Source organism: Blautia sp. SF-50 (genome assembly GCF_900101315.1).
Taxonomy (GTDB): domain Bacteria; phylum Bacillota; class Clostridia; order Lachnospirales; family Lachnospiraceae; genus Blautia_A; species Blautia_A fusiformis.
Map to the genome: position 1 here is coordinate 104859 of NZ_FMUW01000002.1, position 23817 is coordinate 128675.

Below are 23817 nucleotides of genomic sequence, written 5' to 3' on the forward strand. Positions count from 1 at the left end.
ATTGTAGCTTTCCGACGAAAGGTGCTATAATATTCTTATGTAAGTATGAACATGGGGGATGAAATCGTGAAAAAAAACAAGTATGAGATCGATATGTGTAATGGGTCGATCATGGACAAGCTGATCTCGTTTTCACTGCCGCTGATGCTGTCCGGTATCCTGCAGCTGATGTTCAATGCAGTGGATATCGTGGTAGTGGGACGTTTCAGTGGAAGTGAGGCGCTGGCGGCAGTAGGCTCCACTACCGCACTGATCAATGTGTTTACCAACCTTTTTATCGGGATTTCTCTTGGTGCCAATGTGCTGGCAGCCAGATTTTATGCTGCCGGTAAGGATGAAGAAATGTCAGAAACAGTACATACATCGATCCTGCTGGCTCTGATCAGCGGGATCATCATGGCAGTTCTGGGAGTGATCTTTGCCAGAATCTGCCTGGAACTGATGGATACACCGGACGATGTGATCGATCTTTCTACTCTTTATATGCGTATTTATTTCCTGGGAATGCCGTTTTTTATGCTGTATAACTATGGTGCGGCGATCCTGCGTGCTGTGGGAGATACCAAGCGGCCGCTGGTCTTTCTGATCATTTCCGGCTGTGCCAATGCGCTTTTGAATCTGTTTTTCGTGATCGTGTGTCATTTAAGCGTGGCCGGTGTGGGAATCGGAACGGTGATCTCTCAGCTGATCTCCTGCATTCTTGTCCTTCGGTGTCTGTATCAGACAGAGGGAAGCTATCAGCTGCGTTTTTCAAAACTGTCCATAAAGGGAGAGTACCTGAAGCAGATCTTCCAGGTGGGACTGCCTGCCGGGATCCAGAGTACAGTGATCAATTTTTCCAATGTACTTCTTCAGTCTTCTGTAAACTCCTTTGGTTCCATTGCTATGGCAGGATATACAGCAGCCAATAATATTTTTGGATTTCTGTATGTGTCCGTGAATTCGGTTACCCAGGCCTGCATGAGCTTTACCAGTCAGAATTATGGTGTGCGAAAACCGAAACGTATGGACCGGGTGCTTGTTGACTGTATGATCCTGTCCTTTGTCGTATCCTTTGCCATGGGCTGTGGTGCATACTTTTTCGGTCCGCAGCTTCTGAAGATCTATACGGAAGACCCTAAGGTTATCCAATGCGGAATGGAGATTCTTGCCTATACCACAGTTACCTATTTCCTCTGCGGACAGATGGATCTGTTTCCGGGAGCACTGCGCGGAATGGGACGCTCCGGTGTCCCCATGATCCTGTCTATTATCGGAACGGTCGGCCTTCGAATTGTGTGGATTTTCGGAATTTTCCCGGCTCACAGATCACTGAAAGTACTGTTTATTTCTTATCCGGCATCCTGGATCCTTACGATCATCATGCAGGTGACCTGTTTCTGGTTTGTAAGGCGGAAAGTTCACAGGCAGCTTCTGGGAGAGACTGCAGAATAAAAACGAATACACAGAATATCAGAAAAAGCGGATAGAATTCCGCTTTTCTGTGTTTACGGGGAAAATAAAACAGGTCAACTCATGTCCATTTTGCAAACAGGAGACATTGGAGCTGGAAAATAAAGAATATGGAGGAAACATGGAATTATTAAAACCTGATTATTACGACGAATTTACCTGTATTGCAGACAAATGCACCATCAGCTGCTGCAGGGAATGGAAGATCAACATAGATGATGAAACCTACAGAAACTGGAAAACCATCCAGCCGCCGTCAGAGGTGCCCGGACACAGAAGCTGCCTGCAGGCCTATACCATGAAAAAGGACGGCAGCCGGATCATGAAGATGACGGAAGAGCACGACTGTCCTTTTCTTGCAAAGAACAGACTGTGCTATCTGGTAAGTGCTTATGGGGATTCGATGCTTTCAGAGACCTGCCAGATTTTTCCAAGGGAGATCCATGAATTTCAGGATCATAAGGAAGCGACCATGATGCCCTGTTGCCCGGCTGTCCTGGACATCTGGAAGGAGAAGAAAAGAATCGCTTTTCCGGAAACTCCAAAAGAAAAGGAACAGCCGCTTTTTCTTGTGCGCCGGAAGGTTATGGATCTTATAATGGATCCTGAAAAAACACCGGAGGAAATCCTTCTTGATAGTTTTTATGTTCTGAAGGAACTTCACTGGAACATGCCGCTTACCACAGAGCTTGTGGAAGATTATTTTTCAGAGAAAACGATTCGCCAACTGGAACATGCTATTAATGAAATAGAGCTGCCTGTTCTGGATACCATGGACGAATGCAATGAACTTTTGCAGGACCTGGCTGTAAATTACCGGAAAGAGGGACTTTACCGGAAATATCTGGAGCCGGTGATGGAACTTGCGGAGGAATTGTCCGAAGAATATGAGGAAGAGGAACTGGTGGAAGCCCGGGAGGATTTTTATCGGAAATTTCGTGTATATGAAGACCTTCTCCGGAGCTTTCTTGCCAACGAAGTATATTCAGATCTTCTGACACCGGAGGGAGATCTGGAAGATGCCCTGGTCCATATGCAGTGGATCGGTATGGAATATGCCACCATCCGCCAGGCTGTTTTTCTTCGGTGGCAGAAAGATGGACGGGGATCTCTTCCCTACGAAACACTCCGGGATTATATGGTAGTGATCTCCAGAATGACCGGATACGAGGAAGACGATATCCGGGAATATCTTGAGAACAGTTTTGAAGAGCTTCTGTGGGAGTGGGGATATTTTGCGCTGATCACAGGGAAATGACTTTATAACTTAAAGTTATATTAATTATTAAAAATATACATTTTAATTATATGACGTTTTGTGTTAGAATATAGGACGAAAAGGGTAACAGAGGAATGTTAACCCGGAAATGGATAACAATCAGAAAGGAACTTGTTTTATGGATAAGGGAACAATTTTTAAATTTCATAATGACCTTGATACCGATCAGATCATTGCATCCCAGTATCTGCTTCTGCCGAATCTGGATGAAATGAAGGGCCACACATTTGAATCACTGGATCCGGATTTTTCCAAGAAGGTGAAACCGGGAGATTTTGTAGTGGGAGGAGAGAACTTCGGATGCGGATCTTCCAGAGAACAGGCACCGGGCGTTCTTAAGGCACTTGGAGTAAAGGCAGTTATTGCGAAATCTTTTGCCCGTATTTTCTTCCGCAATGCCATCAATATCGGACTTCCGGCAATTGTCTGTAAGGACCTCCCGGATGATGTGAAGACCGGAGATACCATGGAGCTTCATATGTCCGAGGGAACAGCGGTTGCCAACGGAAAGACTTATTCCTGCACAAAACTGCCGGAATACATGCAGAATATACTGAATCAGGGAGGACTTATCGCTTCTCTGAACCGTGAGGAGGAATAAGAGATGGGAATGACGATCGCAGAAAAAATCATCGCGGCAGCAGCCGGTGTGGACAGCGTAAAACCTGGAGATATCTATACAGTTCAGCTGGATCATCTGATGAGCAATGACGGAACCACACATCTGACTGTTGACATGTACAACAACAAATTAAAAAATCCACATATCGCAGATACAAAGAAACTGGTATTTATCGTAGACCACAATGTACCGTCTGACAGCCCGAAAACAGCAGCATCCCAGAAAAAAATGAGAGATTTTGCAAGAGAAAACAACATTGATTTCTGGGAAGGAAAAGGCGTGTGTCATCAGATCATGATCGAGAATTATGTCCGTCCGGGACAGCTGATCTTTGGTGCAGACAGCCATACCTGTTCTTATGGAGCACTTGGCGCTTTCGGTACCGGTGTAGGATGTACAGACTTTCTTTATGGAATGGTAACCGGAACTTCCTGGGTTATGGTACCGGAAACTGTGAAATTCAACCTGACAGGGAAACTTCCTGAGGGTGTTTATGCAAGAGATCTGATCCTTACCATTATCGGAGAGATCGGAGCAAACGGATGTAATTATCAGGCAATGGAGTTTACCGGCGAAGGCGCCAAAACATTAAGCATCAGCGACCGTATGGCTCTTTGCAACATGGCTGTTGAGGCTGGTGCGAAGACAGGAATCTTTGAGGCTGATGATAAAGCTCTGGAATATCTGAAAGAGCATGGACGTGAGCCAAAAGCGGTATATCACAGCGATCCGGATGCTGTTTACGCAAGAGAGTATACCTTTGATCTTTCAAAAGTCCGTCCGGTTGTAGCGAAGCCAGACTTTGTTGACAATGTGGTTCCGGCTGAGGAAACCTGCGGCATCAAGATCAACGAAGCGTTTCTTGGCTCCTGCAATAACGGCCGTATTGAAGACCTCCGTGTAGGCGCAGAGGTGATCAAAGGCAAAAAAGTTGCAGAGGGAGTTCGTTTCCTGGTTGTTCCTGCAAGCCAGACCATCTATCGTCAGGCATTAAAGGAGGGGCTTATCGATATCTTCATGGAAGCAGGGGCTATTGTTATGAACCCGAACTGCAGTGTATGCTGGGGAAGCTGCCAGGGTGTTATCGGCGAGAATGAGGTTCTGATCAGCACAGGAACCCGTAATTTCAAGGGACGTGCAGGGCATCCGAGCTCCAAGGTTTACCTGGGATCTGCGGCAACAGTTACTGCATCTGCCGTTGCAGGTGAGATTGCAACTGCTGACAGAGTATAAGAGTTTCAGAAAAGATTTGAATAATATATTCAGAAATTATCAGAGGATGATCCGTTTCGGTGTGGGTTCTTATAACAGGGCAGACAGAAAACATTTGCCTGATGATACGGAACGGAATAAACAGGAGATATACATATGGAAGCATTTACAGGAAAAGTGTGGGTACTTGGTGATGATATTGATACGGATATCATTATCCCGACGGAGTACCTTGCACTGAAAACTATTGACGATATGAAACAGTACGGATTTAGCCCCCTTCGTCCGGAGCTGGCCGGACAGATCCAAAAGGGCGACATTATTGTAGCAGGAAAGAACTTCGGATGCGGATCCTCCAGAGAGCAGGCACCGGAGATCATCAAGGCACTGGGTGTGCAGTGTGTCATTGCGAAATCTTTTGCCCGGATCTTTTTCCGCAACTCCATTAACAATGGCCTTCTTCTTATTGAGCAGCCGGATCTTCATGACAATGTAAAAGAGGGAGATCAGGTTACGGTAGTAATGAATGAGCATGTAGAGCACAATGGAAAACAGTACCCGATCGCTTCTCTTCCGGAGAATCTGATGGATATCATCCAGGCTGGCGGACTGGTAAAAGCCATGCGTAAGCTGAACGGCCTGGACTAAAAAACGGAGAGGAGAGAAATAATGGGCGAGACGATCATTGAAAAAATTATCAGACATAATACAGGCAAGGCAGTAAAGCCTGGTGATATCGTGACGGTCAATGTGGACAGAGTGATGATCCATGATATCTTTATTCCGTTTGTAGCGGAAAAATTTGAGGAGATGGGCTTTCAGAAACTGTGGGATCCGGACAAGGTTGTTCTGATCTATGACCATCTTGTACCGGCAAGTCAGCAGGATGATACCAGACATTTCCATGTGGGAGATGCTTTTGCAGCTAAATATGGCATGAAAAACGTACACAGAAGTGACGGTATCTGTCATCAGCTTATGACTGAGGCAGGTTATGTTAAACCCGGTAATATTGTATTTGGCACAGACAGCCATACCACGACTTATGGATGTGTTGGTGCGTTTTCTTCCGGTATCGGTTACACAGAGATGGCCAGCATCCTGGGAACAGGAACCATGTGGATCAAGGTTCCGGAAACCATAAAGGTTGTGATCGACGGAGAACTTCCGGAGAATGTCATGTCCAAGGATATCATCCTCCGCCTGATCGGTGATCTTCGTGCAGATGGAGCTACTTACCGTGCTCTGGAATTTTCCGGAAGCACCATTGAAAATATGTCTGTGGCAAGCCGTATGACTATGGCGAATATGGCAATTGAGGCCGGTGCGAAATGTGCACTTTTCACACCGGATGAGAAGACAGCTGCTTACTGTAACGTAGAGCTTGATGATTATCAGAAGAGTCTTGTGGGAGATGAGGATGCTGTCTACATGAAGACCATAAGTTATAAAGCAGAGGATTTTGTGCCGGTAATGGCATGTCCGTCTCAGGTGGACAAGATCCGTGATGTCAGTGAGCTTCAGGGTGAGACCATCGACCAGGTATTCATCGGTTCCTGTACCAACGGACGTCTGGAGGATCTTATGGCGGCAGCAGAGGTGCTGAAGGGCAAAAAGGTTGCAGACTTTGTAAAGCTGATCGTGACTCCTGCCAGCCGCAAAATTTACCGTCAGGCTATTGAGCTTGGCATTCTGGATACTCTTGCGGAAGCAGGGGCTATCATTACACATCCGGGTTGCGGACTTTGCTGCGGAAGGACCGGCGGAATCCTGACAGACGGTGAAAAGGTCGTGGCAACCAACAATCGTAATTTCCTGGGACGTATGGGAACTTCCAAGGTTCAGATCTATCTGGCATCTCCGAAAACAGCAGCAGCCTGTGCCGTTGCAGGCAAGATCGTAATGCCGGAATAAGAAGCAGAAGATTCTGAGAGAAATACTGTTGCCAGAAACAGATAAAGAAACGTATGAGAAAGACAGATTTTCGCAGAGGCGTCAGTCTGTCTTTTTTTACCGGATCAGAAGGATCCGGGATAAGTCATTTTTACAGAAAATGGGATTTATTGTATTATAATAACAACCAGTGTGACAACATAACATATATTACATAAGACTCGAGGGATAAGGGTATGGAGAAAAGATCAACCATCAGTAAAAAGACACTGAAGATCATACTTGGGATCTGCATTGGCGTAACGATCCTGGCAGTGGCAGGGTTATTTGTCTATACATACTTGGCAGATCACAATACGCTGGGACGGAAGATTTCCATATGGGGAGTGGATGTTTCCGGACTGGATGCAAAGCAGGCAGAAGAAAAGATCACTGCGGAATTTGCAGATCGTCCGGTATCCTTTCAGGAAAATGATCAGGAAGTTTACAGTACTACTTTGAAAGAGCTGGGCTACAGTCTCAATGAAGAAGCCCTTCTGAGTAAGCTTACAGAAATTCAGAAACAGCGGGAAGAGAGCCGGAAGCTTTTTCCAAAGGAAGAAAATATAGAACCGGAATGTCAGATCGAGGAAGATGAGGAGCAGGAAAAGCAGGCTCTCGATCTTTCAAATTTCGGTACGGAAGAAAGAAAAGCTTCTGTTGATGCAGCCATTCAGTACGATAAGGAGAAAAAAGAATTCACCCTTGTGAAACAGGTACAGGGGACGGAGATCGATCCGGATAAGCTGGAGACTACCGTGGACACAAATCTGAACGCAGCATTTGATACGGCTCTGCTTGGGGATACCATCACAGTACCGATCAACAAGCATGTGTATGTAAGCCCGACGGTCACTGTAACAGAGGATATGAAAAATAAGATTACAGACCTGAACAGCCAGCTGAAGAAATACCGCAGCAGTACAGTAACTTATACATTCGGAAGTGAAACGGCTGTTCTGGATTCCGATACGATCACATCCTGGCTGAAGGCTGAGGGGGAGACGCTGACTTTAGATGAAGAAGCCATTAAAGCCTACATCAGTGAGCTTGCCAACAAATACAATACCATTTATGTTCCCCGCACCTTTCATACATCTGCGGGAACGGATGTGACCATTGAGGGAAATGAGTACGGATACCGGATCGATCAGGACGGAGAATATGCGCAGCTTCTGGAAGACCTGAAAAGTGGTACTGCTGTAACAAGAGAGCCTGTTTACAGCAAAAAAGGATACCAGAGAAACGGAACAGACGATCTGGCAGGCAGTTACATAGAGGTCAGTCTGGATGCACAGCATTTGTGGCTGTACAAGGACGGATGCCTTGTGACGGAAACAGATATTGTCAGCGGTAAGCCGGTGAAGGGGCGTGAAACATATCGTGGTGCATGGCCGATCGCCTACAAGGCGAGTCCCTTTAACCTTACCAGCAATGAATATGGTTACGATGTAAAGGTTAATTACTGGATGCCTTTTGTCTACGGACAGGGACTTCATGATGCGTCCTGGCAGTCATCCTTTGGCGGGAACCGTTATAAAACCAACGGAAGCCACGGCTGCATCAATCTGCCTAAGGATCAGGCAGCACTGATCTATAACACCATTGATGCAGGTTATCCGATCATTATTTACTGATAGGAGCAAAAAAGCTTCGGAGAGATCCGGAGCTTTTTTTATGCCCGAAAATGAAAATTATCATGGAAGCAGGATCGTAAATGATAAGGCTTTTCAAAAGTACGTTAAAAAAAACACAAAAAAATATCGAAAAAGCCTTGTCGAAACAGAAATAACGTGATATGATGATTTCGGAAATCGAGCTAATACACTTCTTAATTGCGGAGGAAGAGTGTTTTTCTCTTTTATTTGGGTGCAAATTGATAAAAAACTCAAATAAGTGTTAGTTGAGATTTCATTTTTTTATTCATGTATCGTTAAAAAAAAGACAATATATGAACAAGAATATCTACTATAAACGTCAGATTTTAGACTAAGAAAGGATAATGAAAGGTATGAAGTACAGTTATTATCCGGGTTGCACCCTGAGAACAAAGGCCAAAGATCTGGATGAGTATGCCAGAGCCAGTGCCGCAGCCCTTGGGTTTGAGCTTGAGGAGATCGAGGACTGGCAGTGTTGTGGTGGTGTTTATCCGCTTGGCACAGACGAGATCGCCACAAAGCTTTCTTCCGTCCGTGCGTTAAACCAGGCAAAAGAAAAAGGCCAGGATCTGGTGACGATCTGTTCAGCCTGTCATCATGTGATCAAGCGTGTCAATGATGATATGAAAAATGTGGAAGATATCCGGACCAGAGCCAACAATTATATGCAGCTGGAAGCTCCCTATGAAGGAGAGACAACCGTTCTCCATTATCTGGAAGTTCTCCGGGACAGAGTCGGTTTTGATAAACTGAAAGAAAAAGTAGTAAATCCTTTTACCGGAAAGAAGATCGGAGCCTATTACGGATGTCTGCTTCTGAGACCTGGAAAGATCATGGCATTTGATGATCCGGAAAATCCAAGGATCATGGAGGATTTTATCCGTGCCCTTGGCGCTGAGCCTGTGATCTATCCTTACAGAAATGAATGCTGTGGAGGATATATATCCCTGAAAGAAAAAGAAATGTCACAGAATATGTGTGAAAAGATTGAAGAAAGCGCAGCAGGCTTTGGCGCAGATATGCTGATCACTGCCTGTCCGCTTTGCAAATACAATCTGAATAAAAATTCCGGAAATAAAATGCCGGTTTACTATTTTACAGAGCTTCTGGCAGAAGCCCTTGGCGTCAAAGAGGAGGTGGCAAAATGAGAGATAACCATTCTGCTGCGGAAAAAATAAAGGAGATCAGCGGGACCAATCCTCTGAAATGTATGAAGTGTGGCAAATGCTCTGCTACCTGCCCATCCTTTGACGAGATGGATATCAAGCCTCATCAGTTTGTGTCCTACGTGATCAATGAAAATATCGAAGCACTTGTAAATTCAGCATCCCTGTGGAAATGTCTTTCCTGTTTTGCCTGTGTGGAGCGCTGTCCGCGAGACGTAAAACCCGGAAAGATCATTGACGGGGCAAGACAGCTGGTTGTTCGGGAAAAAGGCGGAGACTATCTTTCACCAAATGAAATTCCGGAGCTTCTTGATCCGGAGCTTCCTCAGCAGCTGCTTGTAAGTGCGTTCAGAAGATACAGGAGGTGAGAAAGTGCAGAGAATCGGTGTATTTGTCTGTCATTGCGGAAGTAATATTGCCGCTACGGTAGACGTGAAAAAGGTTGTGGAGATCATTGCAAAAGAGCCAGGAGTTGTCCATGCAGAAGATTATCAGTATATGTGTTCCGAAGCAGGACAGTCCAGGATCCAGGAAGCCATCCGTGAAAAAAATCTCACAGGAGTGGTTGTCTGTTCCTGTTCTCCGCGTATGCATGAGGCAACTTTCCGTAAGGCAGCGGAAAAGGCCGGCCTGAATCCATATATGGTGGAGATCGCAAATATCCGTGAGCACTGTTCCTGGATCCACAAGGATATGCAGGAGGCTACGGAGAAGGCCGTGATCCTTGCAAGAGCAGCAGTAGCAAAAGTCAATTTAAATGCTCCTCTTCAGCCGGGAGAAAGCCAGGTTACAAAGAGAGCCCTGATCATCGGAGGCGGTATCGCCGGAATCCAGACGGCTCTTGATATTGCCGATGCAGGCTATGAAGTTGATATTGTGGAAAAAACACCAAGTATCGGCGGAAGAATGTCACAGCTTGACAAAACCTTCCCTACTCTGGATTGCTCCGCATGTATCCTTACTCCAAAAATGGTGGAGGCTGCAGCTCACGAAAAGATCAATATCTATACATACAGTGAAGTAGAAAAAGTTGCAGGTTTTGTAGGAGATTTTACTGTTGATATCCGCAAAAAAGCGCGAAGTGTCAACATGGACAAATGTACAGGCTGTGGAGTCTGCCAGGAAAAATGTCCTTCCAAAAAGATTCCAAATGAGTTCAACAGAGGGCTGAACAACCGGTCAGCTATTTATACTCCGTTTGCACAGGCGATTCCAAATGTTCCTGTGATCGATAGAGAGCATTGCCTGAAATTTAAGACAGGCAAATGTGGTGTCTGCTCCAAAGTATGTCAGGCAGGAGCCATTGATTACGATCAGCAGGATGAGATCGTAACACAGAAATACGGAGCAATCGTGGTGGCAACCGGATTTGATACCATCAAGCTTGACAAATATGATGAATACGCATACAGCCAGAGCAAGGATGTGATCACATCTCTGGAGCTGGAGCGTATCATGAATGCTGCAGGACCTACAAAAGGACATCTTGAGCGCCTTTCCGATGGAAAAGCACCGAAGGAGATCGTATTTATCCAGTGTGTTGGAAGCCGTTGCTCCGATGACCGTGGAAAGCCATACTGTTCCAAGATCTGCTGTATGTACACAGCTAAGCATGCCATGCTGATCCGTGATAAATATCCGGATACCAATGTGACGGTATTTTATATTGATGTCCGTACACCTGGTAAAAACTTCGATGAGTTTTACAGAAGAGCAGTTGAGCAGTATAACGTAAACTACATCAAAGGTCAGGTAGGAAAAGTAATTCCGCAGCCGGATGGAACACTTCTTGTTCAGGGCTCGGACCTTCTTGATAATAAGCAGATCTTCAAGAAAGCAGATATGGTAGTTCTTGCAACAGCCATTGAACCGAATCCGGATGTACGTAAGATTGCTACTATGCTTACTGCAAGTATTGACACCAACAATTTCCTTACAGAAGCCCATGCAAAGCTTCGTCCTGTAGAATCACCGACAGCAGGAATTTTCCTTTCCGGTGTATGCCAGGGACCAAAGGATATACCGGAGACAGTTGCCCAGGCAGGAGCTGCGGCTGTTAAGGCCATAGGACTTCTTGCAAAGGACAAGCTGACAACCAATCCATGTACGGCAAAATCCGACGAGCTTCTCTGTAACGGATGCTCTACCTGTGCAAATGTATGTCCTTACGGAGCGATTTCCTATGAGGAGAAACAGGTCAACGATCACGGTATCCGTGAGACAAGAAGAGTTGCGGTTGTCAATACAGCACTTTGCCAGGGCTGCGGTGCCTGCACAGTAGCCTGCCCGTCAGGAGCCATGGACCTTCAGGGCTTCTCCAACAGACAGATTATCGCGGAGGTGGATGCAATATGTCGATAGAAACAAAGGAAGAATTCAGACCAAAGATCGTGGCATTCTGCTGTAACTGGTGCAGCTACGCCGGAGCAGACCTTGCCGGAAGCAGCCGTTTGAGCTATCCGGCGGATGTAAAGATCATCCGTGTTCCATGTTCCTGCCGTGTCAATCCCATGTTCATCCTCCGTGCCTTTGAAAAAGGAGCCGATGGTGTGATCATGTGCGGATGCCATCCGGGAGATTGCCATTACAGTACCGGAAACTATTATGCAAGAAGACGTATGACACTTCTGTTTTCAATGCTGGATTATATTGGGGTGGAAAACGGAAGAACACGTGTGGAATGGGTATCTGCCGCAGAAGGCGTGAAATTTTCACAGACTATGAATGAGTTTGTTGAGAAGATCCATTCACTTGGTAAAAACGTGAGATTGGAGGATATAAGATGCAGGAGCTGATAAAACGTGCAAAAGAACTGCTTGCAGATGGCACGGTAGTCCGGGTTCTTGGGTGGAAAGCCGGAGATCTTGCCTTTAATCCGGAACCAGCCTATTTTGAAACACCGGAATCTCTGGAGGATTTTGTTTATGATGGATTCTGCGGTGCCAATTTAAGCAAGTATATGATCGAAGCTTCCAAGCTGGAAGGAAAAACCATGGTCTGTCTGAAGCCCTGCGATACATATAGCTTTAACCAGCTTTTGAAAGAGCATCGTGTAGACAGAGAAAAAGCCTATATCGTAGGTGTTGGCTGTAAAGGAAAGCTGGATATTGAAAAGATCCGCAAAATGGGGATCAAGGGTATCCGGGGAATTTCCGGAGCAGAGATTACCGGAGATGCAGAGACATTGACTGTGGATACTGTTTACGGAGAAAAAACCTGTGCATACAAAGATGCCATGCTGGAACGCTGCCATGTATGTAAAGGAAAAGAGCATAAAATTTACGATGAACTGATCGGTGAGTCAAAGGAGACAAAGGACGCTGACCGTTTCGCAGAAGTTGAGCGGATCGAGGCAATGAGTCCGGAAGAAAAATTTGCATTCTGGCAGAGCGAGCTGAGTAAATGTATCCGCTGTAATGCCTGCCGTAATGTATGTCCGGCCTGCAGCTGCCGCAAATGCGTTTTTGACAGCAACAAGTTCGACAGCGCCCAGAAGGCAAATGTGGATTCCTTTGAGGAAAAGATGTTCCATGTGATCCGTGCCTTCCATGTAGCCGGAAGATGTACGGACTGTGGCGAGTGCAGCAGAGTCTGCCCGCAGGGAATTCCCCTTCATCTGTTTAACCGTAAGTTTATCAAGGATATTGATGCGTTTTACGGTGAGTATCAGGCAGGCGAGGATGCGGAGTCAAAGGGTCCGCTTACCAGCTTTACCTTTGAGGATGTAGAGCCAGGGATCGTGGCAGAAAGGGGATAATGTATGTATAAGATCGCAGTAGAAAATCTGCCGGCATTATTCCGGAAAATTGCCGCAGACCAGGAATTATATTTACCGGTAAAGGTAAGTGAACAGGTGAACTTCAAGGCATGGAGCGAGGATGCAGAAGTTTCCCTTGAAACACTGAAAACCGTGAAATCACCGAAGGATGCTTTCTTTCCGCAGAGTGAAAATCTCTATACCTGTAAAAAGGACGGAAAAAATATCAGCATTGAGCCTCAGGCGCTGAAAGACCAGAATTTTGTCGTATTCGGAATGAGAGCCTGTGATGTACAGGGCGTGAAGGTCCTCGACAAGGTGTTTCTTGGGGATCCGGTGGATACTTTTTACCAGGCAAGAAGAGAACATGGAACTATCGTAGCTCTTGCCTGTCATGAACCGGAGGAAAGCTGCTTCTGTAAAGTATTTGGCATTGATGCTGCAGATCCGGAAGCAGATGTTGCAGCCTGGATCATCGAGGGAGAACTTTTCTGGAAGCCTCTCACAGAAAAAGGAAATGCTCTGACAGAAGCTGTGAAGGAGCTTTTGGCAGATGCTGATGAGACAAAGGTAGAAGAGGAGAAGAAGGCAATCCGTGGTATTATCGAGCTTCTTCCATATACACATCTTTCACTGGAAGGATGGGCGCAGGAAGAATACATGGACCGTTTCAATTCTCCTGTATGGGAGAAACTGTACAAGCCTTGTCTTGCCTGCGGAACCTGTACCTTTGTATGTCCGACCTGTCAGTGCTATGACATTAAGGATTACGACACAGGGCACGGTGTTCACCGTTACCGCTGCTGGGATTCCTGCATGTACTCTGATTTTACCATGATGGCTCACGGAAACAACCGTACCAGCCAGATGCAGAGATTCCGTCAGAGATTTATGCATAAGCTTGTTTATTATCCGTTAAATAATGACGGCATGTTCTCCTGTGTTGGCTGCGGCCGCTGCGTGGAGAAATGTCCGGAATCTTTAAATATCGTAAAAGTCATCAAGGCCTTTGAAAAACAGGGAGGTGAAAAGAATGAGTGAATGTACCTGTCATAAAAATTATACACTGGATACGCTGATCCCCAAGGTTGGCGTGATCACAGATATCCGTCAGGAGACACCGGATGTAAAAACCTTCCGTGTGGAAGCTCCGGAGGGTGGAAAGCTTTTCGAGCATATGCCAGGACAGTGTGCCATGGTCTGTGCACCAGGCGTCAGTGAAGGTATGTTTTCCATTACTTCTTCTCCGACTGTAAAGGATTATCAGGAATTCAGTATCAAAAAATGCGGATCCCTTACCGACTATCTCCATAGCCTTCAGGTTGGAGATGAGATCGCGGTTAGGGGTCCATACGGAAATCATTTTCCGGTGGAAGATAAGTTAAAGGGAAAAAATCTCCTGTTCATCGCAGGTGGAATCGGTCTGGCACCTCTTCGTTCCGTGATCAATTATGTGCTGGATAACCGTGAGGATTACGGAACAGTAGATATTCTCTATGGTTCCCGTTCCGCAGATGATCTGGTGCAGCTTAAGGAAATCCAGGAAGTATGGATGAAAACAGAAGGTGTAAATGTATATCTTACCATTGACCGCGAGCAGGAAGGCTGGGACGGTCATGTAGGATTTGTTCCGAATTATCTGAAGGAGATTGGTTTTGATACCAATAAGACCGCTCTGGTCTGCGGCCCGCCGATCATGATCAAATTCGTTCTGGCAGGACTGGAAGAGCTGGGATTCTCCAGAGATCAGGTATATACCACACTGGAGCTTCGTATGAAATGCGGTGTCGGAAAATGCGGCCGCTGCAACATCGGAGACAAATACGTCTGCAAAGACGGCCCGGTATTCCGGTGCGATGAAATAGATGAATTGCCTAGTGAGTACTGATAAGCAAAAGAAAGGACTGGTAATCTCAAATGGAAAATAATATGGTAAACGTATATTTTTTCGGTAAAAAATACAGCGTTCCCGGTGATCTGACCATTATGACAGCTATGGAATATGCCGGTTATACATTAAAAAGAGGATGCGGCTGCAGACACGGATTCTGCGGTGCCTGTGCGACCATCTACAGGATCAAGGGACAGAATGAGCTGAAAACCTGTCTCGCCTGTCAGACACAGGTGCAGGAGGGAATGTATGTGGCAAGTATCCCGTTCTTCCCTACAGACAAGAGACTTTATAATATAGAAGATCTTAAGCCGAACCAGCAGGTAATGATGGAGCTTTATCCGGAGATCTACAGCTGCATCGGATGCAATGCCTGCACAAAGGCCTGTACACAGGACTTAAATGTCATGCAGTATATTGCATATGCTCAGAGAGGCGAACTTGAAAAATGTGCAGAGGAATCCTTTGACTGTGTAAGCTGCGGCTGCTGTTCCGTAAGATGTCCGGCAGGAATTTCCCATCCGATGGTAGGCCTTCTGGCAAGACGTCTCACCGGAAAATATATTGCGCCGAAAAGCGAGCATCTGGAGAAACGTGTGGAAGAGATCCACGAGGGCAAATTTGACGATATGATCGAGAAGATCATGCAGAAGCCGATCACAGAGATGCAGGAACTTTACAACAGCAGAGAAATCGAGAAGTAGGAGGGCGTAAAACATGTATGCACCATATCCAGAAAATATGATGGAATCCATCAAAAAGGTAGAGGCTACAAGAGCGGAGCGTATGGCAACAGAGCCAAGACGTCTGAGTGCAGATGAGAAAGATGCTCTTCTCAAAAAATTCCATCCGGACTATAACCCGGATGCATTTGCAGAGATCAAGGTAGGACCGAACAAGGGACAGAAAGCACCACTGGAACTGACAAAAATGCTCCATTCAGAAAGCCGTCTGCTCAACGAAAAAATCGATCTTACAAAAATCGATTATGATGTAGATGTACTGATCATCGGCGGTGGCGGAGCAGGCTCTTCCTGTGCCATCGAGGCCCACAACGCAGGTGCCAACGTTATGATCGTTACAAAGCTCCGTATCGGTGATGCCAACACCATGATGGCAGAAGGCGGGATTCAGGCAGCAGATAAAGAAAATGATTCCCCGGTACAGCATTATCTGGACTGCTTTGGAGGCGGACATTTTGCAGCAAAACCGGAGCTTGTAAAAAGACTGGTAATGGAAGCACCGGATGCGATCAAATGGCTCAACGACCTTGGTGTTGAGTTTGATAAAGCAGAAGACGGAACCATGGTCACTACACATGGCGGCGGTACCTCCAGAAAGAGAATGCATGCTGCAAAGGATTATTCCGGATCAGAGATCATGCGTACTATCCGTGATGAGGTCTTAAATCTTAAGATCCCGGTAGTGGAATTTACCTCCGCTGTAGAACTTCTGAAGGATGAAAAAGGTCAGACTGCTGGTGCAGTTCTTCTCAACATGGAAACCGGAGACTATTCCGTTGCAAGAGCAAAAACAGTTGTAATTGCAACCGGTGGTGCAGGAAGAATGCATTATCAGGGATTCCCGACCTCCAATCACTACGGAGCAACTGCTGACGGACTCGTGCTTGGATACAGAGCAGGCGCTTCCCTTCTTTACCAGGATTCTATCCAGTATCATCCAACAGGTGCGATCTATCCGTCACAGATCCTTGGTGCCCTGGTAACAGAGAAGGTTCGTTCCGTTGGTGCACAGCTTGTAAATGCAAACGGAGAAGCTTATATTCATCCGCTGGAAACCCGTGACGTAAATGCTTCCGGTGTTATCCGCGAGTGTGAGGAAGGCCGTGGCGTGGAAGTTCCAGGTGGACGAAAAGGTGTATGGCTGGATACTCCGATGATCGAGATTCTGGGCGGTGAGGGAACTATCGAAAAGAGGATCCCTGCCATGTTCCGTATGTACATGAATTACGGCATTGATATGAGAAAAGTCCCGATCGTGATCTACCCGACCCTTCATTATCAGAACGGCGGACTTGAGATCAACGGAGACGGCTTTACAAAAGAAATCCCGAACCTTTTGGTTGCAGGAGAGGCAGCAGGCGGAATCCACGGAAGAAACCGACTGATGGGCAACTCTCTTCTTGATGTAATTGTATTCGGACGAAATGCAGGTAAAAAAGCAGCTGCCAAATGCAAAGAGGTAGAGCTTGGCACCATGAATCTGGATCATATCAGAAAATATGAAGAGGAACTGAAAAATGCAGGAGTTGATACAGGAGATGTATCTCCTATGCTTCTGCCGAAATATGCCCGCCACGAACGTTAACAATATGTTATGATAATAAAAACATATGAGATAAGCGAAAGGAGTCTATTATGAGAGAAATCGAAGTAAGCAGACTTACAGAGGTTATCGAAAAACTCTGTATCGAAGCCAATGAACATCTCCCGGAAGATGTGAAGGATGCTATCAAAACCTGCCGTGCCTGCGAGGACGGCGAGATCGCAAAAGGTGTCCTTGATAACATTATCGAGAATTTTGATATTGCGGACAGTGAGAATGTTCCGATCTGTCAGGATACCGGAATGGCATGCGTATTCCTTGAAATTGGTCAGGATGTCCACTTTACAGGCGGAGATTTAAATGATGCCATTAATGAAGGTGTACGCCGCGGATACGATAAAGGTTACCTGAGAAAATCCGTTGTCAAGGATCCGGTACGCCGTGGAAACACAGGTGACAATACACCGGCTATGATCTATACAGAGATCGTTCCTGGAGATCAGGTGAAAGTAACTGTAGGACCAAAAGGCTTCGGAAGCGAGAATATGAGCCAGATCCGTATGTTCAAGCCATCTGCAGGCCTTCAGGGAATCAAGGATTTCATTCTTGAGGTTGTAGAAACTGCAGGTCCGAACCCATGTCCTCCTATGGTAGTTGGTGTTGGTATCGGAGGAACTTTTGACAAATGTGCACTTCTTGCAAAGAAAGCGCTGATGCGTCCTCTGAATACAGAGAACCCGGATCCTTACTATGCAGATCTTGAGAAAGAGATGCTGGAGAAGATCAACAAGCTTGGTATCGGACCTCAGGGCTTTGGCGGAAAGACCACAGCTATCGGTCTGAACATTGAGACTATGCCTACTCATATCGCAGGTATGCCATGTGCAGTTAATATCAACTGCCATGTAACACGTCATAAAACGGAGGTGCTTTAATATGGAAAGAAGAAAGATCACACTGCCTCTGACAAGAGAGCTGGCAAGAACTCTCCATGCAGGCGACCAGGTTTTACTGACAGGAACCATCTATACATCCCGTGATGCAGGTCACAAGAGAATGTGCGAGGCCCTTGCAAAAGGAGAAAAGATTCCTTTTGACCCTACAGATGCTACCATTTACTATGTAGGTCCGACTCCGGCAAAACCAGGCGAAGTCATCGGCTCCGCAGGCCCTACAACCAGCGGCCGTATGGATGCCTATGCACCGACCATGATGTCCGTAGGCGCCAGAGGAATGATCGGAAAAGGTGCCCGCCTTCCGGAAGTCGTAGATGCAATGAAAAAATATGACGGCGTATATTTCGGAGCCATCGGCGGTGCAGGTGCACTTCTTGCAAAATGCATCAAAAAAGCAGAGCTTATCGCTTACGAAGACCTCGGAGCAGAAGCACTCCGCAAGCTTTATGTGGAAGACATGCCGCTTGTAGTCATCATTGACAGCGAGGGAAATAACCTCTACGAAGAGGGGCGTGCAGAGTACCTGAAAGACCACGCAGAATAATCTTTTGCCCCAAAATGTGATATTGTGATATATTTCAAAAAGGAATAAAAAAAGGATAAAAGTCCGACAGTAAATGCTGAAAATCCGTGCAGAAGCATTTATTGTTGGGCTTTTTAATTTTATCATTTCGCTTTTAATTTAATCATTCTTGCGAAAATGATCAAATTAAAGTTGACAATGATAAGATTGATTTATATACTTGAAGTAAATAAAATCCAAAAAGAGTGATAAAGAAGGTGATGAAAAATATATGAGACAGTTTGATTATCGGGAAAAGTGGAAAAATCTGTTGACTCCTGAAATTGTATCTTACCTGACACAGATACATGAATTTAAAGGAGAACAAACTCTTTTTATTGAGGCCAAAGCAGATACTCTTACACAATTAGTTGAAATCGCCAAGATTCAAAGTACGGAAAGTTCCAACAAAATAGAAGGTATTTATACATCAGACATCAGATTGCGGGAATTGGTAAAAGACAAAACAAGACCAAGGACAAGAAATGAACAGGAAATTGCCGGATACAGAGATGTATTGAATACAATTCATGAAAGCCATGACCATATCCCACCAAAGTCTGCGATTATTTTACAGCTTCACAGAGATTTGTATAAATTTGAAAGTTACAATATTGGAGGGAAATATAAAACTGCAGATAATGTCATTGAGGAAGAAGATTCTCAGGGAATAAAAAAAATACGGTTTAAACCAGTACCGGCATGGGAAACACCGGAAGCAATGGAAGAACTATGCAGAGCATTTGAAGAGGCAATGGCAACAGGAGAAATAGATCCACTTCTTTTGATTCCGATGTTTATTCTGGATTTCCTATGCATACATCCGTTTAATGACGGCAATGGAAGAATGAGCCGTTTACTTACACTGTTACTTTTGTACAGATCCGGCTATATTGTGGGAAAATATATCAGTATCGAGAGAATGATAGAAAATTCAAAGGAATTATACTATGAATGTTTAGGGGAAAGTTCTGAGAACTGGTATGAGAATAAGAATGATTATGTACCATTTGTAAAATATATGCTTGGCGTTATCGTAGGAGCATACAGAGAGTTTTCTTCAAGAATAAAATTGCTGATAACGCAGAATATATCAAAACCGGAGCGAATAGAAGAGATTATAAAAAACACTCTGGGAACAATTACAAAAAAGGAAATCGCAGAAAAGTGTCCGGATATTAGTGTGGTAACGATACAGAGAACACTGGCAGAATTACTGACAACAGAAAAAATTTTAAAAATCGGCGGCGGAAGGTATACGAAATATACCTGGAATAATGAGCGATAGATGGGAGATAAAAAATGATCACTGGTGAATTAAAAAACAAAATAGATGGTTTATGGGATATATTTGCGGCAGGAGGACTTGTCAATCCACTGGAAGTAATCGAACAGATTACATACCTGATGTTTATTCATGATCTGGATGATTCCGATAATATGCGTGCAAGAGAAAGTGCAATGCTTGGCTTGCCATTTCAGAGTATTTTTTCCGGAGAAGTAAAAATAGGTGAGAGGACAATTGACGGAAGTCAGCTGAAATGGTCCGTATTCCATGATTTTCCGGCAGACAGAATGTATATGATCATGCAGGAATGGGTATTTCCGTTTATAAAAAATCTTCATAATGATAAAAACAGTGCATATTCCAAATATATGGACGATGCGATATTTAAGCTTCCGACACCACTCCTTTTATCCAAAGTGGTGGATTCTCTGGATGAAATTTACAAACTTATGAATGAAATCCAGACAGCAGATGTCAGAGGAGATGTATATGAATATCTTCTTTCAAAAATAGCCCAGTCCGGACGAAATGGACAGTTTCGTACACCAAGACATATTATCCGGATGATGGTTGAGATGATGGATCCGTCCAGTGATGAGATTATCTGTGATCCGGCATGTGGAACCTCCGGATTTCTGGTTGCAGCAGGAGAATATCTGAAAGAAAAAAGAAAAGAAGAAATTTTTTATGATAAACAGAAAAAAGATCATTACATGAATCATATGTTCCATGGATACGATATGGACCGCACCATGCTTCGTATTGGAGTCATGAATATGATGACTCACGGAATAGAAAATCCTTATATTGAATATCGGGATAGCTTATCTGATCAGAATGCAGATAAAGATCAGTATTCTCTTGTGCTGGCAAACCCACCTTTTAAAGGAAGCCTGGATGCAGAGTCCGTTTCCGGAGATCTTCTTAAGGTTTGTAAGACAAAGAAAACAGAACTTTTATTCCTTGCTTTATTTTTGAGGATTATGAAAATTGGAGGTAGATGCGCTTGTATTGTACCAGATGGTGTACTTTTTGGATCATCACGGGCACATAAATCCATCCGAAAAGAAATTGTTGAAAATCAGAGACTGGAAGCTGTAATATCCATGCCTTCCGGTGTATTCAAACCCTATGCAGGAGTATCCACAGCAATCCTTATTTTTACAAAAACAGAACACGGCGGAACTGATCAGGTATGGTTCTACGATATGAAAGCAGACGGATTCAGTTTGGACGATAAACGTACTCCGGTCACAGAGAATGACATTCCGGATATTATAGAGCGTTTCAAAAATCTTGATAAAGAAGCGGACCGGAAGCGAACAGACCAGTCATTTATGGTACCGAAAAAAGATATTGTAGAGAATGATTATGATCTCAGCATTAATAAATACAAAGAAATCGAATACACTCCGGTGGAATATCCGCCAACATCAGAAATCATGGCCAATATCCGGGAGTTGGAGCTGGAGATTGGAAAAGAAATGGATGAACTGGAACGGTTGTTGGGATTATAGAAGAAAGGATAGCAGATTCGAAAATTCGGGTTTGTAGGGATGATGTAGATGGAAGTAATGATGAAAGAACTTGGTGAAATTATCACAGGTAATACACCAAGTAAAAAGACTGAAGCGTTTTGGAGTTCAGAAGATATTTGCTTTATAAAGCCAGATATTATTGCAGATGATGGCATTAACGAGATTGTGGATTCAAATGAATATATATCTGAAAATGCAAGAAAAAAGGCAAGAGTTGTTGGTAAAAACTCAATCTTTATTACTTGTATTGGTAGTATTGGGAAAATTGGAATTGCTTCAGATGGAGAATATGCATTTAATCAGCAGATAAATGCAATTATTCCAAATGATAGGGTACAACCCAAATATTTGGCATATAATTTGTTGTTCAATAAGCCAAGACTTGTTGCCGTAGCAAATGCTCCTGTTGTTCCGATAATAAATAAGAGTCAGTTTGGAGAGTTTACTGTAAATATTGAAACTGATATTGATAGACAGTGTGAAATTGTCGATGTTTTGGATAAACTTACACAGATTATTCAGCAAAGGAATAAAGAAATATCTGCTTTAGATGACCTTATCAAAGCCCGATTTATCGAGATGTTTGGAGACGCAGTTGTAAATCCAATGAATTGGCCAGTAAAGAAGTTGAAAGATATGTCTGTTCAGATAAATAGTGGAAATACACCAAAGGGTGGATCAGAGAATTATGTTGAAGATGGAATTACGTTTTTTAGAAGTCAGAACGTGTGGAAAGACCGTTTGGAAATGGATGATATAGCTTATATTGATGCTAAAACCCATGAAAGTATGAAAAGAAGTAGCCTTAAACATGGAGACATTCTTATGACCAAGACAGGGCGTATAAATACTGAAAATAGTTCTCTTGGAAGGGCCGCTTTATATATGGGAGAAGATGATATGGCCAATGTTAATGGACATGTATATTTCATTAGATTAAAGCCGGAAGTTAATAACAAGTTTGTGCTTAGAATACTTGTTTCACCAGAATATCGCGATTTGATTAGAAGAGTGTGTGTTGGTGGAATTGATAAGCGTCAGCTTAACAAAGAGCATATTGAAGATTTTCCGATTATTTGCCCACCATCAGATATGGTTGATGAATATGTTGCTTTTGCAGATCAAGTCAACAAATCAAAAGTTAAAGTACAAAAAGCACTGAATGAAACACAAAAGTTATTCGATAGTCTGATGCAACAATACTTTGGCTAGAAAGGGGAGAAGCTGAATGGCGATAATGACGGTGTACCATGGTGGATATCAGGCTGTAGAGAAACCGGAAATCAGAAAAGGTCGTAATACAAAAGATTTTGGAACTGGTTTTTATTGTACGATTATAAAAGAACAGGCTCAAAGATGGGCCAGGAGGTATGATACGAAGGTTGTATCTGTCTATGATGTGCGTTTAAAATCGAATCTGAAAATAAAAGAATTCAAAGATATGACAGAAGAATGGTTGGATTTTATAATTGCATGTCGGAGTGGGAAAGACCATGAATATGATATTGTAATCAGTGCAATGGCAGACGATCAGATTTATAATTTTGTTTCTGATTACATGGACGGTACGATTACCAGAGAACAGTTCTGGGTTCTGGCAAAGTTCAAGTATCCAACTCATCAGATAGCATTTTGTTCCAAAGAATCATTGAAATGCCTGAAGTATAGAGATTGTGAGGTGCGATAAATGGCAGGAGAAGGACGTGAAAGCAAAAAAGATAATGATTTATTTTACACATGTAGCCTGATTGATTACATTGCACGGAAAACAAAGAATACACGGGCAGATGTTGTAAATAAGCTTGGAAAGCAGAGGATTGATAAAATTTATGACCTGGCAGATGTCTACCATTGTGATAACATTGACAGAGTCAGCGATGATTTTATCGAAGAAGCAGGAATACAAGAGGGAAAATTTGACAATGTGGGTGATTGTAAATACAGCATTCCATCACATTGGGATATTGGAAAGGTATATAAGCGGCTGATAAAAATGGTTGCTACAGACGAAAATATCGGAATCATAGATGCTTTAATAAAAGTATACAATTCCTTTATCGGTGCAAAGATTGATGACTACAACAGCAGTGTATATTACGAAAATCCGTCATATATATTTGAATCGTATCGGGAAAACAGAATGCTATAAACAAAATGGTTGAAAGATGTTGGCATATCTTGAGACAAAAATAAAAGTCAGTTATCAAGGATTCCTTGA

General features: G+C 44.0%; 23 protein-coding genes. All 23 read left to right on the plus strand.

Going from position 1 to position 23817, the window contains the following annotated elements:
• The first annotated feature begins 51 nt into the window (after window positions 1-51).
• The 23 genes from BLP57_RS01770 (at window position 52) to BLP57_RS01880 (ending at window position 23748) form a co-directional block, all read left to right on the plus strand.
• Window positions 52-1434 carry an MATE family efflux transporter gene (locus BLP57_RS01770; protein ID WP_326928966.1) on the plus strand — a complete coding sequence of 461 codons (1383 nt, stop codon included), beginning with the start codon at window positions 52-54 and terminating at the stop codon, window positions 1432-1434.
• A 139-nt stretch (window positions 1435-1573) separates the two neighbouring features.
• Window positions 1574-2710, plus strand: a complete 1137-nt coding sequence (fliB, locus tag BLP57_RS01775) for a flagellin lysine-N-methylase (RefSeq protein WP_092069156.1) — start codon at window positions 1574-1576, stop codon at window positions 2708-2710.
• A 139-nt stretch (window positions 2711-2849) separates the two neighbouring features.
• Window positions 2850-3332 carry a LeuD/DmdB family oxidoreductase small subunit gene (locus tag BLP57_RS01780; protein ID WP_092069159.1) on the plus strand — a complete coding sequence of 161 codons (483 nt, stop codon included), beginning with the start codon at window positions 2850-2852 and terminating at the stop codon, window positions 3330-3332.
• Window positions 3333-3335: 3 nt separating this feature from the next.
• Complete coding sequence (locus BLP57_RS01785) at window positions 3336-4586, plus strand: 3-isopropylmalate dehydratase large subunit (RefSeq protein ID WP_092068917.1); 1251 nt, start codon at window positions 3336-3338, stop codon at window positions 4584-4586.
• A 135-nt stretch (window positions 4587-4721) separates the two neighbouring features.
• Window positions 4722-5213 (plus strand): LeuD/DmdB family oxidoreductase small subunit, encoded by a 492-nt coding sequence (locus tag BLP57_RS01790; RefSeq protein WP_015524680.1) that lies wholly within the window; start codon window positions 4722-4724, stop codon window positions 5211-5213.
• Between the two features lie 21 nt (window positions 5214-5234).
• Window positions 5235-6479 carry a 3-isopropylmalate dehydratase large subunit gene (locus BLP57_RS01795; protein WP_092068920.1) on the plus strand — a complete coding sequence of 415 codons (1245 nt, stop codon included), beginning with the start codon at window positions 5235-5237 and terminating at the stop codon, window positions 6477-6479.
• A 215-nt stretch (window positions 6480-6694) separates the two neighbouring features.
• Window positions 6695-8134 carry a L,D-transpeptidase family protein gene (locus BLP57_RS01800; RefSeq protein WP_092068923.1) on the plus strand — a complete coding sequence of 480 codons (1440 nt, stop codon included), beginning with the start codon at window positions 6695-6697 and terminating at the stop codon, window positions 8132-8134.
• A gap of 374 nt (window positions 8135-8508) precedes the next feature.
• Window positions 8509-9303 carry a CoB--CoM heterodisulfide reductase iron-sulfur subunit B family protein gene (locus tag BLP57_RS01805; RefSeq protein WP_021978211.1) on the plus strand — a complete coding sequence of 265 codons (795 nt, stop codon included), beginning with the start codon at window positions 8509-8511 and terminating at the stop codon, window positions 9301-9303.
• Window positions 9300-9689, plus strand: a complete 390-nt coding sequence (locus BLP57_RS01810) for a 4Fe-4S dicluster domain-containing protein (RefSeq protein WP_015524685.1) — start codon at window positions 9300-9302, stop codon at window positions 9687-9689. Before BLP57_RS01805 ends, BLP57_RS01810 begins: the two co-directional genes overlap by 4 nt.
• Window positions 9690-9693: 4 nt before the next feature.
• Window positions 9694-11682 (plus strand): CoB--CoM heterodisulfide reductase iron-sulfur subunit A family protein, encoded by a 1989-nt coding sequence (locus BLP57_RS01815; protein ID WP_059085575.1) that lies wholly within the window; start codon window positions 9694-9696, stop codon window positions 11680-11682.
• Window positions 11673-12116 (plus strand): hydrogenase iron-sulfur subunit, encoded by a 444-nt coding sequence (locus BLP57_RS01820; RefSeq protein ID WP_015524686.1) that lies wholly within the window; start codon window positions 11673-11675, stop codon window positions 12114-12116. The genes BLP57_RS01815 and BLP57_RS01820 overlap by 10 nt, the downstream gene beginning before the upstream one ends.
• Complete coding sequence (locus BLP57_RS01825; RefSeq protein WP_015524687.1) at window positions 12104-13078, plus strand: 4Fe-4S dicluster domain-containing protein; 975 nt, start codon at window positions 12104-12106, stop codon at window positions 13076-13078. The genes BLP57_RS01820 and BLP57_RS01825 overlap by 13 nt, the downstream gene beginning before the upstream one ends.
• A gap of 3 nt (window positions 13079-13081) precedes the next feature.
• Window positions 13082-14119, plus strand: a complete 1038-nt coding sequence (locus tag BLP57_RS01830; protein ID WP_059085576.1) for a 4Fe-4S dicluster domain-containing protein — start codon at window positions 13082-13084, stop codon at window positions 14117-14119.
• On the plus strand, window positions 14112-14966 hold the full coding sequence (locus BLP57_RS01835; protein WP_092068929.1) for an FAD/NAD(P)-binding protein: 855 nt from the start codon (window positions 14112-14114) through the stop codon (window positions 14964-14966). Before BLP57_RS01830 ends, BLP57_RS01835 begins: the two co-directional genes overlap by 8 nt.
• A gap of 29 nt (window positions 14967-14995) precedes the next feature.
• Entirely contained in the window at window positions 14996-15673 is a 678-nt protein-coding gene (locus tag BLP57_RS01840) for a 2Fe-2S iron-sulfur cluster-binding protein (protein ID WP_021652990.1), read from the plus strand.
• Between the two features lie 13 nt (window positions 15674-15686).
• On the plus strand, window positions 15687-17297 hold the full coding sequence (locus tag BLP57_RS01845) for an FAD-dependent oxidoreductase (RefSeq protein ID WP_022426050.1): 1611 nt from the start codon (window positions 15687-15689) through the stop codon (window positions 17295-17297).
• Between the two features lie 50 nt (window positions 17298-17347).
• Complete coding sequence (locus tag BLP57_RS01850) at window positions 17348-18190, plus strand: fumarate hydratase (RefSeq protein WP_092068932.1); 843 nt, start codon at window positions 17348-17350, stop codon at window positions 18188-18190.
• Between the two features lies 1 nt (window position 18191).
• On the plus strand, window positions 18192-18755 hold the full coding sequence (locus BLP57_RS01855) for a Fe-S-containing hydro-lyase (RefSeq protein ID WP_022426051.1): 564 nt from the start codon (window positions 18192-18194) through the stop codon (window positions 18753-18755).
• A 250-nt stretch (window positions 18756-19005) separates the two neighbouring features.
• Window positions 19006-20061, plus strand: coding sequence for a Fic family protein (locus BLP57_RS01860; protein ID WP_092068936.1), 1056 nt, complete (start codon window positions 19006-19008; stop codon window positions 20059-20061).
• Window positions 20062-20075: 14 nt separating this feature from the next.
• Window positions 20076-21578, plus strand: coding sequence for a class I SAM-dependent DNA methyltransferase (locus BLP57_RS01865; RefSeq protein ID WP_092068940.1), 1503 nt, complete (start codon window positions 20076-20078; stop codon window positions 21576-21578).
• A 48-nt stretch (window positions 21579-21626) separates the two neighbouring features.
• Window positions 21627-22811 (plus strand): restriction endonuclease subunit S, encoded by a 1185-nt coding sequence (locus BLP57_RS01870; RefSeq protein WP_092068943.1) that lies wholly within the window; start codon window positions 21627-21629, stop codon window positions 22809-22811.
• A gap of 16 nt (window positions 22812-22827) precedes the next feature.
• Window positions 22828-23286 carry a DUF3990 domain-containing protein gene (locus BLP57_RS01875; RefSeq protein WP_092068946.1) on the plus strand — a complete coding sequence of 153 codons (459 nt, stop codon included), beginning with the start codon at window positions 22828-22830 and terminating at the stop codon, window positions 23284-23286.
• Window positions 23287-23748 (plus strand): hypothetical protein, encoded by a 462-nt coding sequence (locus BLP57_RS01880; RefSeq protein WP_092068949.1) that lies wholly within the window; start codon window positions 23287-23289, stop codon window positions 23746-23748.
• Window positions 23749-23817: the final 69 nt, after the last annotated feature.

What these genes read in the sequence shown, in the direction of transcription:
- BLP57_RS01770 (WP_326928966.1), top strand. Translation starts at nt 52, where the DNA reads ATGGGGGATGAAATCGTGAAAAAAAACAAGTATGAGATCGATATGTGT.
- fliB (WP_092069156.1), top strand. Translation starts at nt 1,574, where the DNA reads ATGGAATTATTAAAACCTGATTATTACGACGAATTTACCTGTATTGCA.
- BLP57_RS01780 (WP_092069159.1), top strand. Translation starts at nt 2,850, where the DNA reads ATGGATAAGGGAACAATTTTTAAATTTCATAATGACCTTGATACCGAT.
- BLP57_RS01785 (WP_092068917.1), top strand. Translation starts at nt 3,336, where the DNA reads ATGGGAATGACGATCGCAGAAAAAATCATCGCGGCAGCAGCCGGTGTG.
- BLP57_RS01790 (WP_015524680.1), top strand. Translation starts at nt 4,722, where the DNA reads ATGGAAGCATTTACAGGAAAAGTGTGGGTACTTGGTGATGATATTGAT.
- BLP57_RS01795 (WP_092068920.1), top strand. Translation starts at nt 5,235, where the DNA reads ATGGGCGAGACGATCATTGAAAAAATTATCAGACATAATACAGGCAAG.
- BLP57_RS01800 (WP_092068923.1), top strand. Translation starts at nt 6,695, where the DNA reads ATGGAGAAAAGATCAACCATCAGTAAAAAGACACTGAAGATCATACTT.
- BLP57_RS01805 (WP_021978211.1), top strand. Translation starts at nt 8,509, where the DNA reads ATGAAGTACAGTTATTATCCGGGTTGCACCCTGAGAACAAAGGCCAAA.
- BLP57_RS01810 (WP_015524685.1), top strand. Translation starts at nt 9,300, where the DNA reads ATGAGAGATAACCATTCTGCTGCGGAAAAAATAAAGGAGATCAGCGGG.
- BLP57_RS01820 (WP_015524686.1), top strand. Translation starts at nt 11,673, where the DNA reads ATGTCGATAGAAACAAAGGAAGAATTCAGACCAAAGATCGTGGCATTC.
- BLP57_RS01825 (WP_015524687.1), top strand. Translation starts at nt 12,104, where the DNA reads ATGCAGGAGCTGATAAAACGTGCAAAAGAACTGCTTGCAGATGGCACG.
- BLP57_RS01830 (WP_059085576.1), top strand. Translation starts at nt 13,082, where the DNA reads ATGTATAAGATCGCAGTAGAAAATCTGCCGGCATTATTCCGGAAAATT.
- BLP57_RS01835 (WP_092068929.1), top strand. Translation starts at nt 14,112, where the DNA reads ATGAGTGAATGTACCTGTCATAAAAATTATACACTGGATACGCTGATC.
- BLP57_RS01840 (WP_021652990.1), top strand. Translation starts at nt 14,996, where the DNA reads ATGGAAAATAATATGGTAAACGTATATTTTTTCGGTAAAAAATACAGC.
- BLP57_RS01845 (WP_022426050.1), top strand. Translation starts at nt 15,687, where the DNA reads ATGTATGCACCATATCCAGAAAATATGATGGAATCCATCAAAAAGGTA.
- BLP57_RS01850 (WP_092068932.1), top strand. Translation starts at nt 17,348, where the DNA reads ATGAGAGAAATCGAAGTAAGCAGACTTACAGAGGTTATCGAAAAACTC.
- BLP57_RS01855 (WP_022426051.1), top strand. Translation starts at nt 18,192, where the DNA reads ATGGAAAGAAGAAAGATCACACTGCCTCTGACAAGAGAGCTGGCAAGA.
- BLP57_RS01860 (WP_092068936.1), top strand. Translation starts at nt 19,006, where the DNA reads ATGAGACAGTTTGATTATCGGGAAAAGTGGAAAAATCTGTTGACTCCT.
- BLP57_RS01865 (WP_092068940.1), top strand. Translation starts at nt 20,076, where the DNA reads ATGATCACTGGTGAATTAAAAAACAAAATAGATGGTTTATGGGATATA.
- BLP57_RS01870 (WP_092068943.1), top strand. Translation starts at nt 21,627, where the DNA reads ATGGAAGTAATGATGAAAGAACTTGGTGAAATTATCACAGGTAATACA.
- BLP57_RS01875 (WP_092068946.1), top strand. Translation starts at nt 22,828, where the DNA reads ATGGCGATAATGACGGTGTACCATGGTGGATATCAGGCTGTAGAGAAA.
- BLP57_RS01880 (WP_092068949.1), top strand. Translation starts at nt 23,287, where the DNA reads ATGGCAGGAGAAGGACGTGAAAGCAAAAAAGATAATGATTTATTTTAC.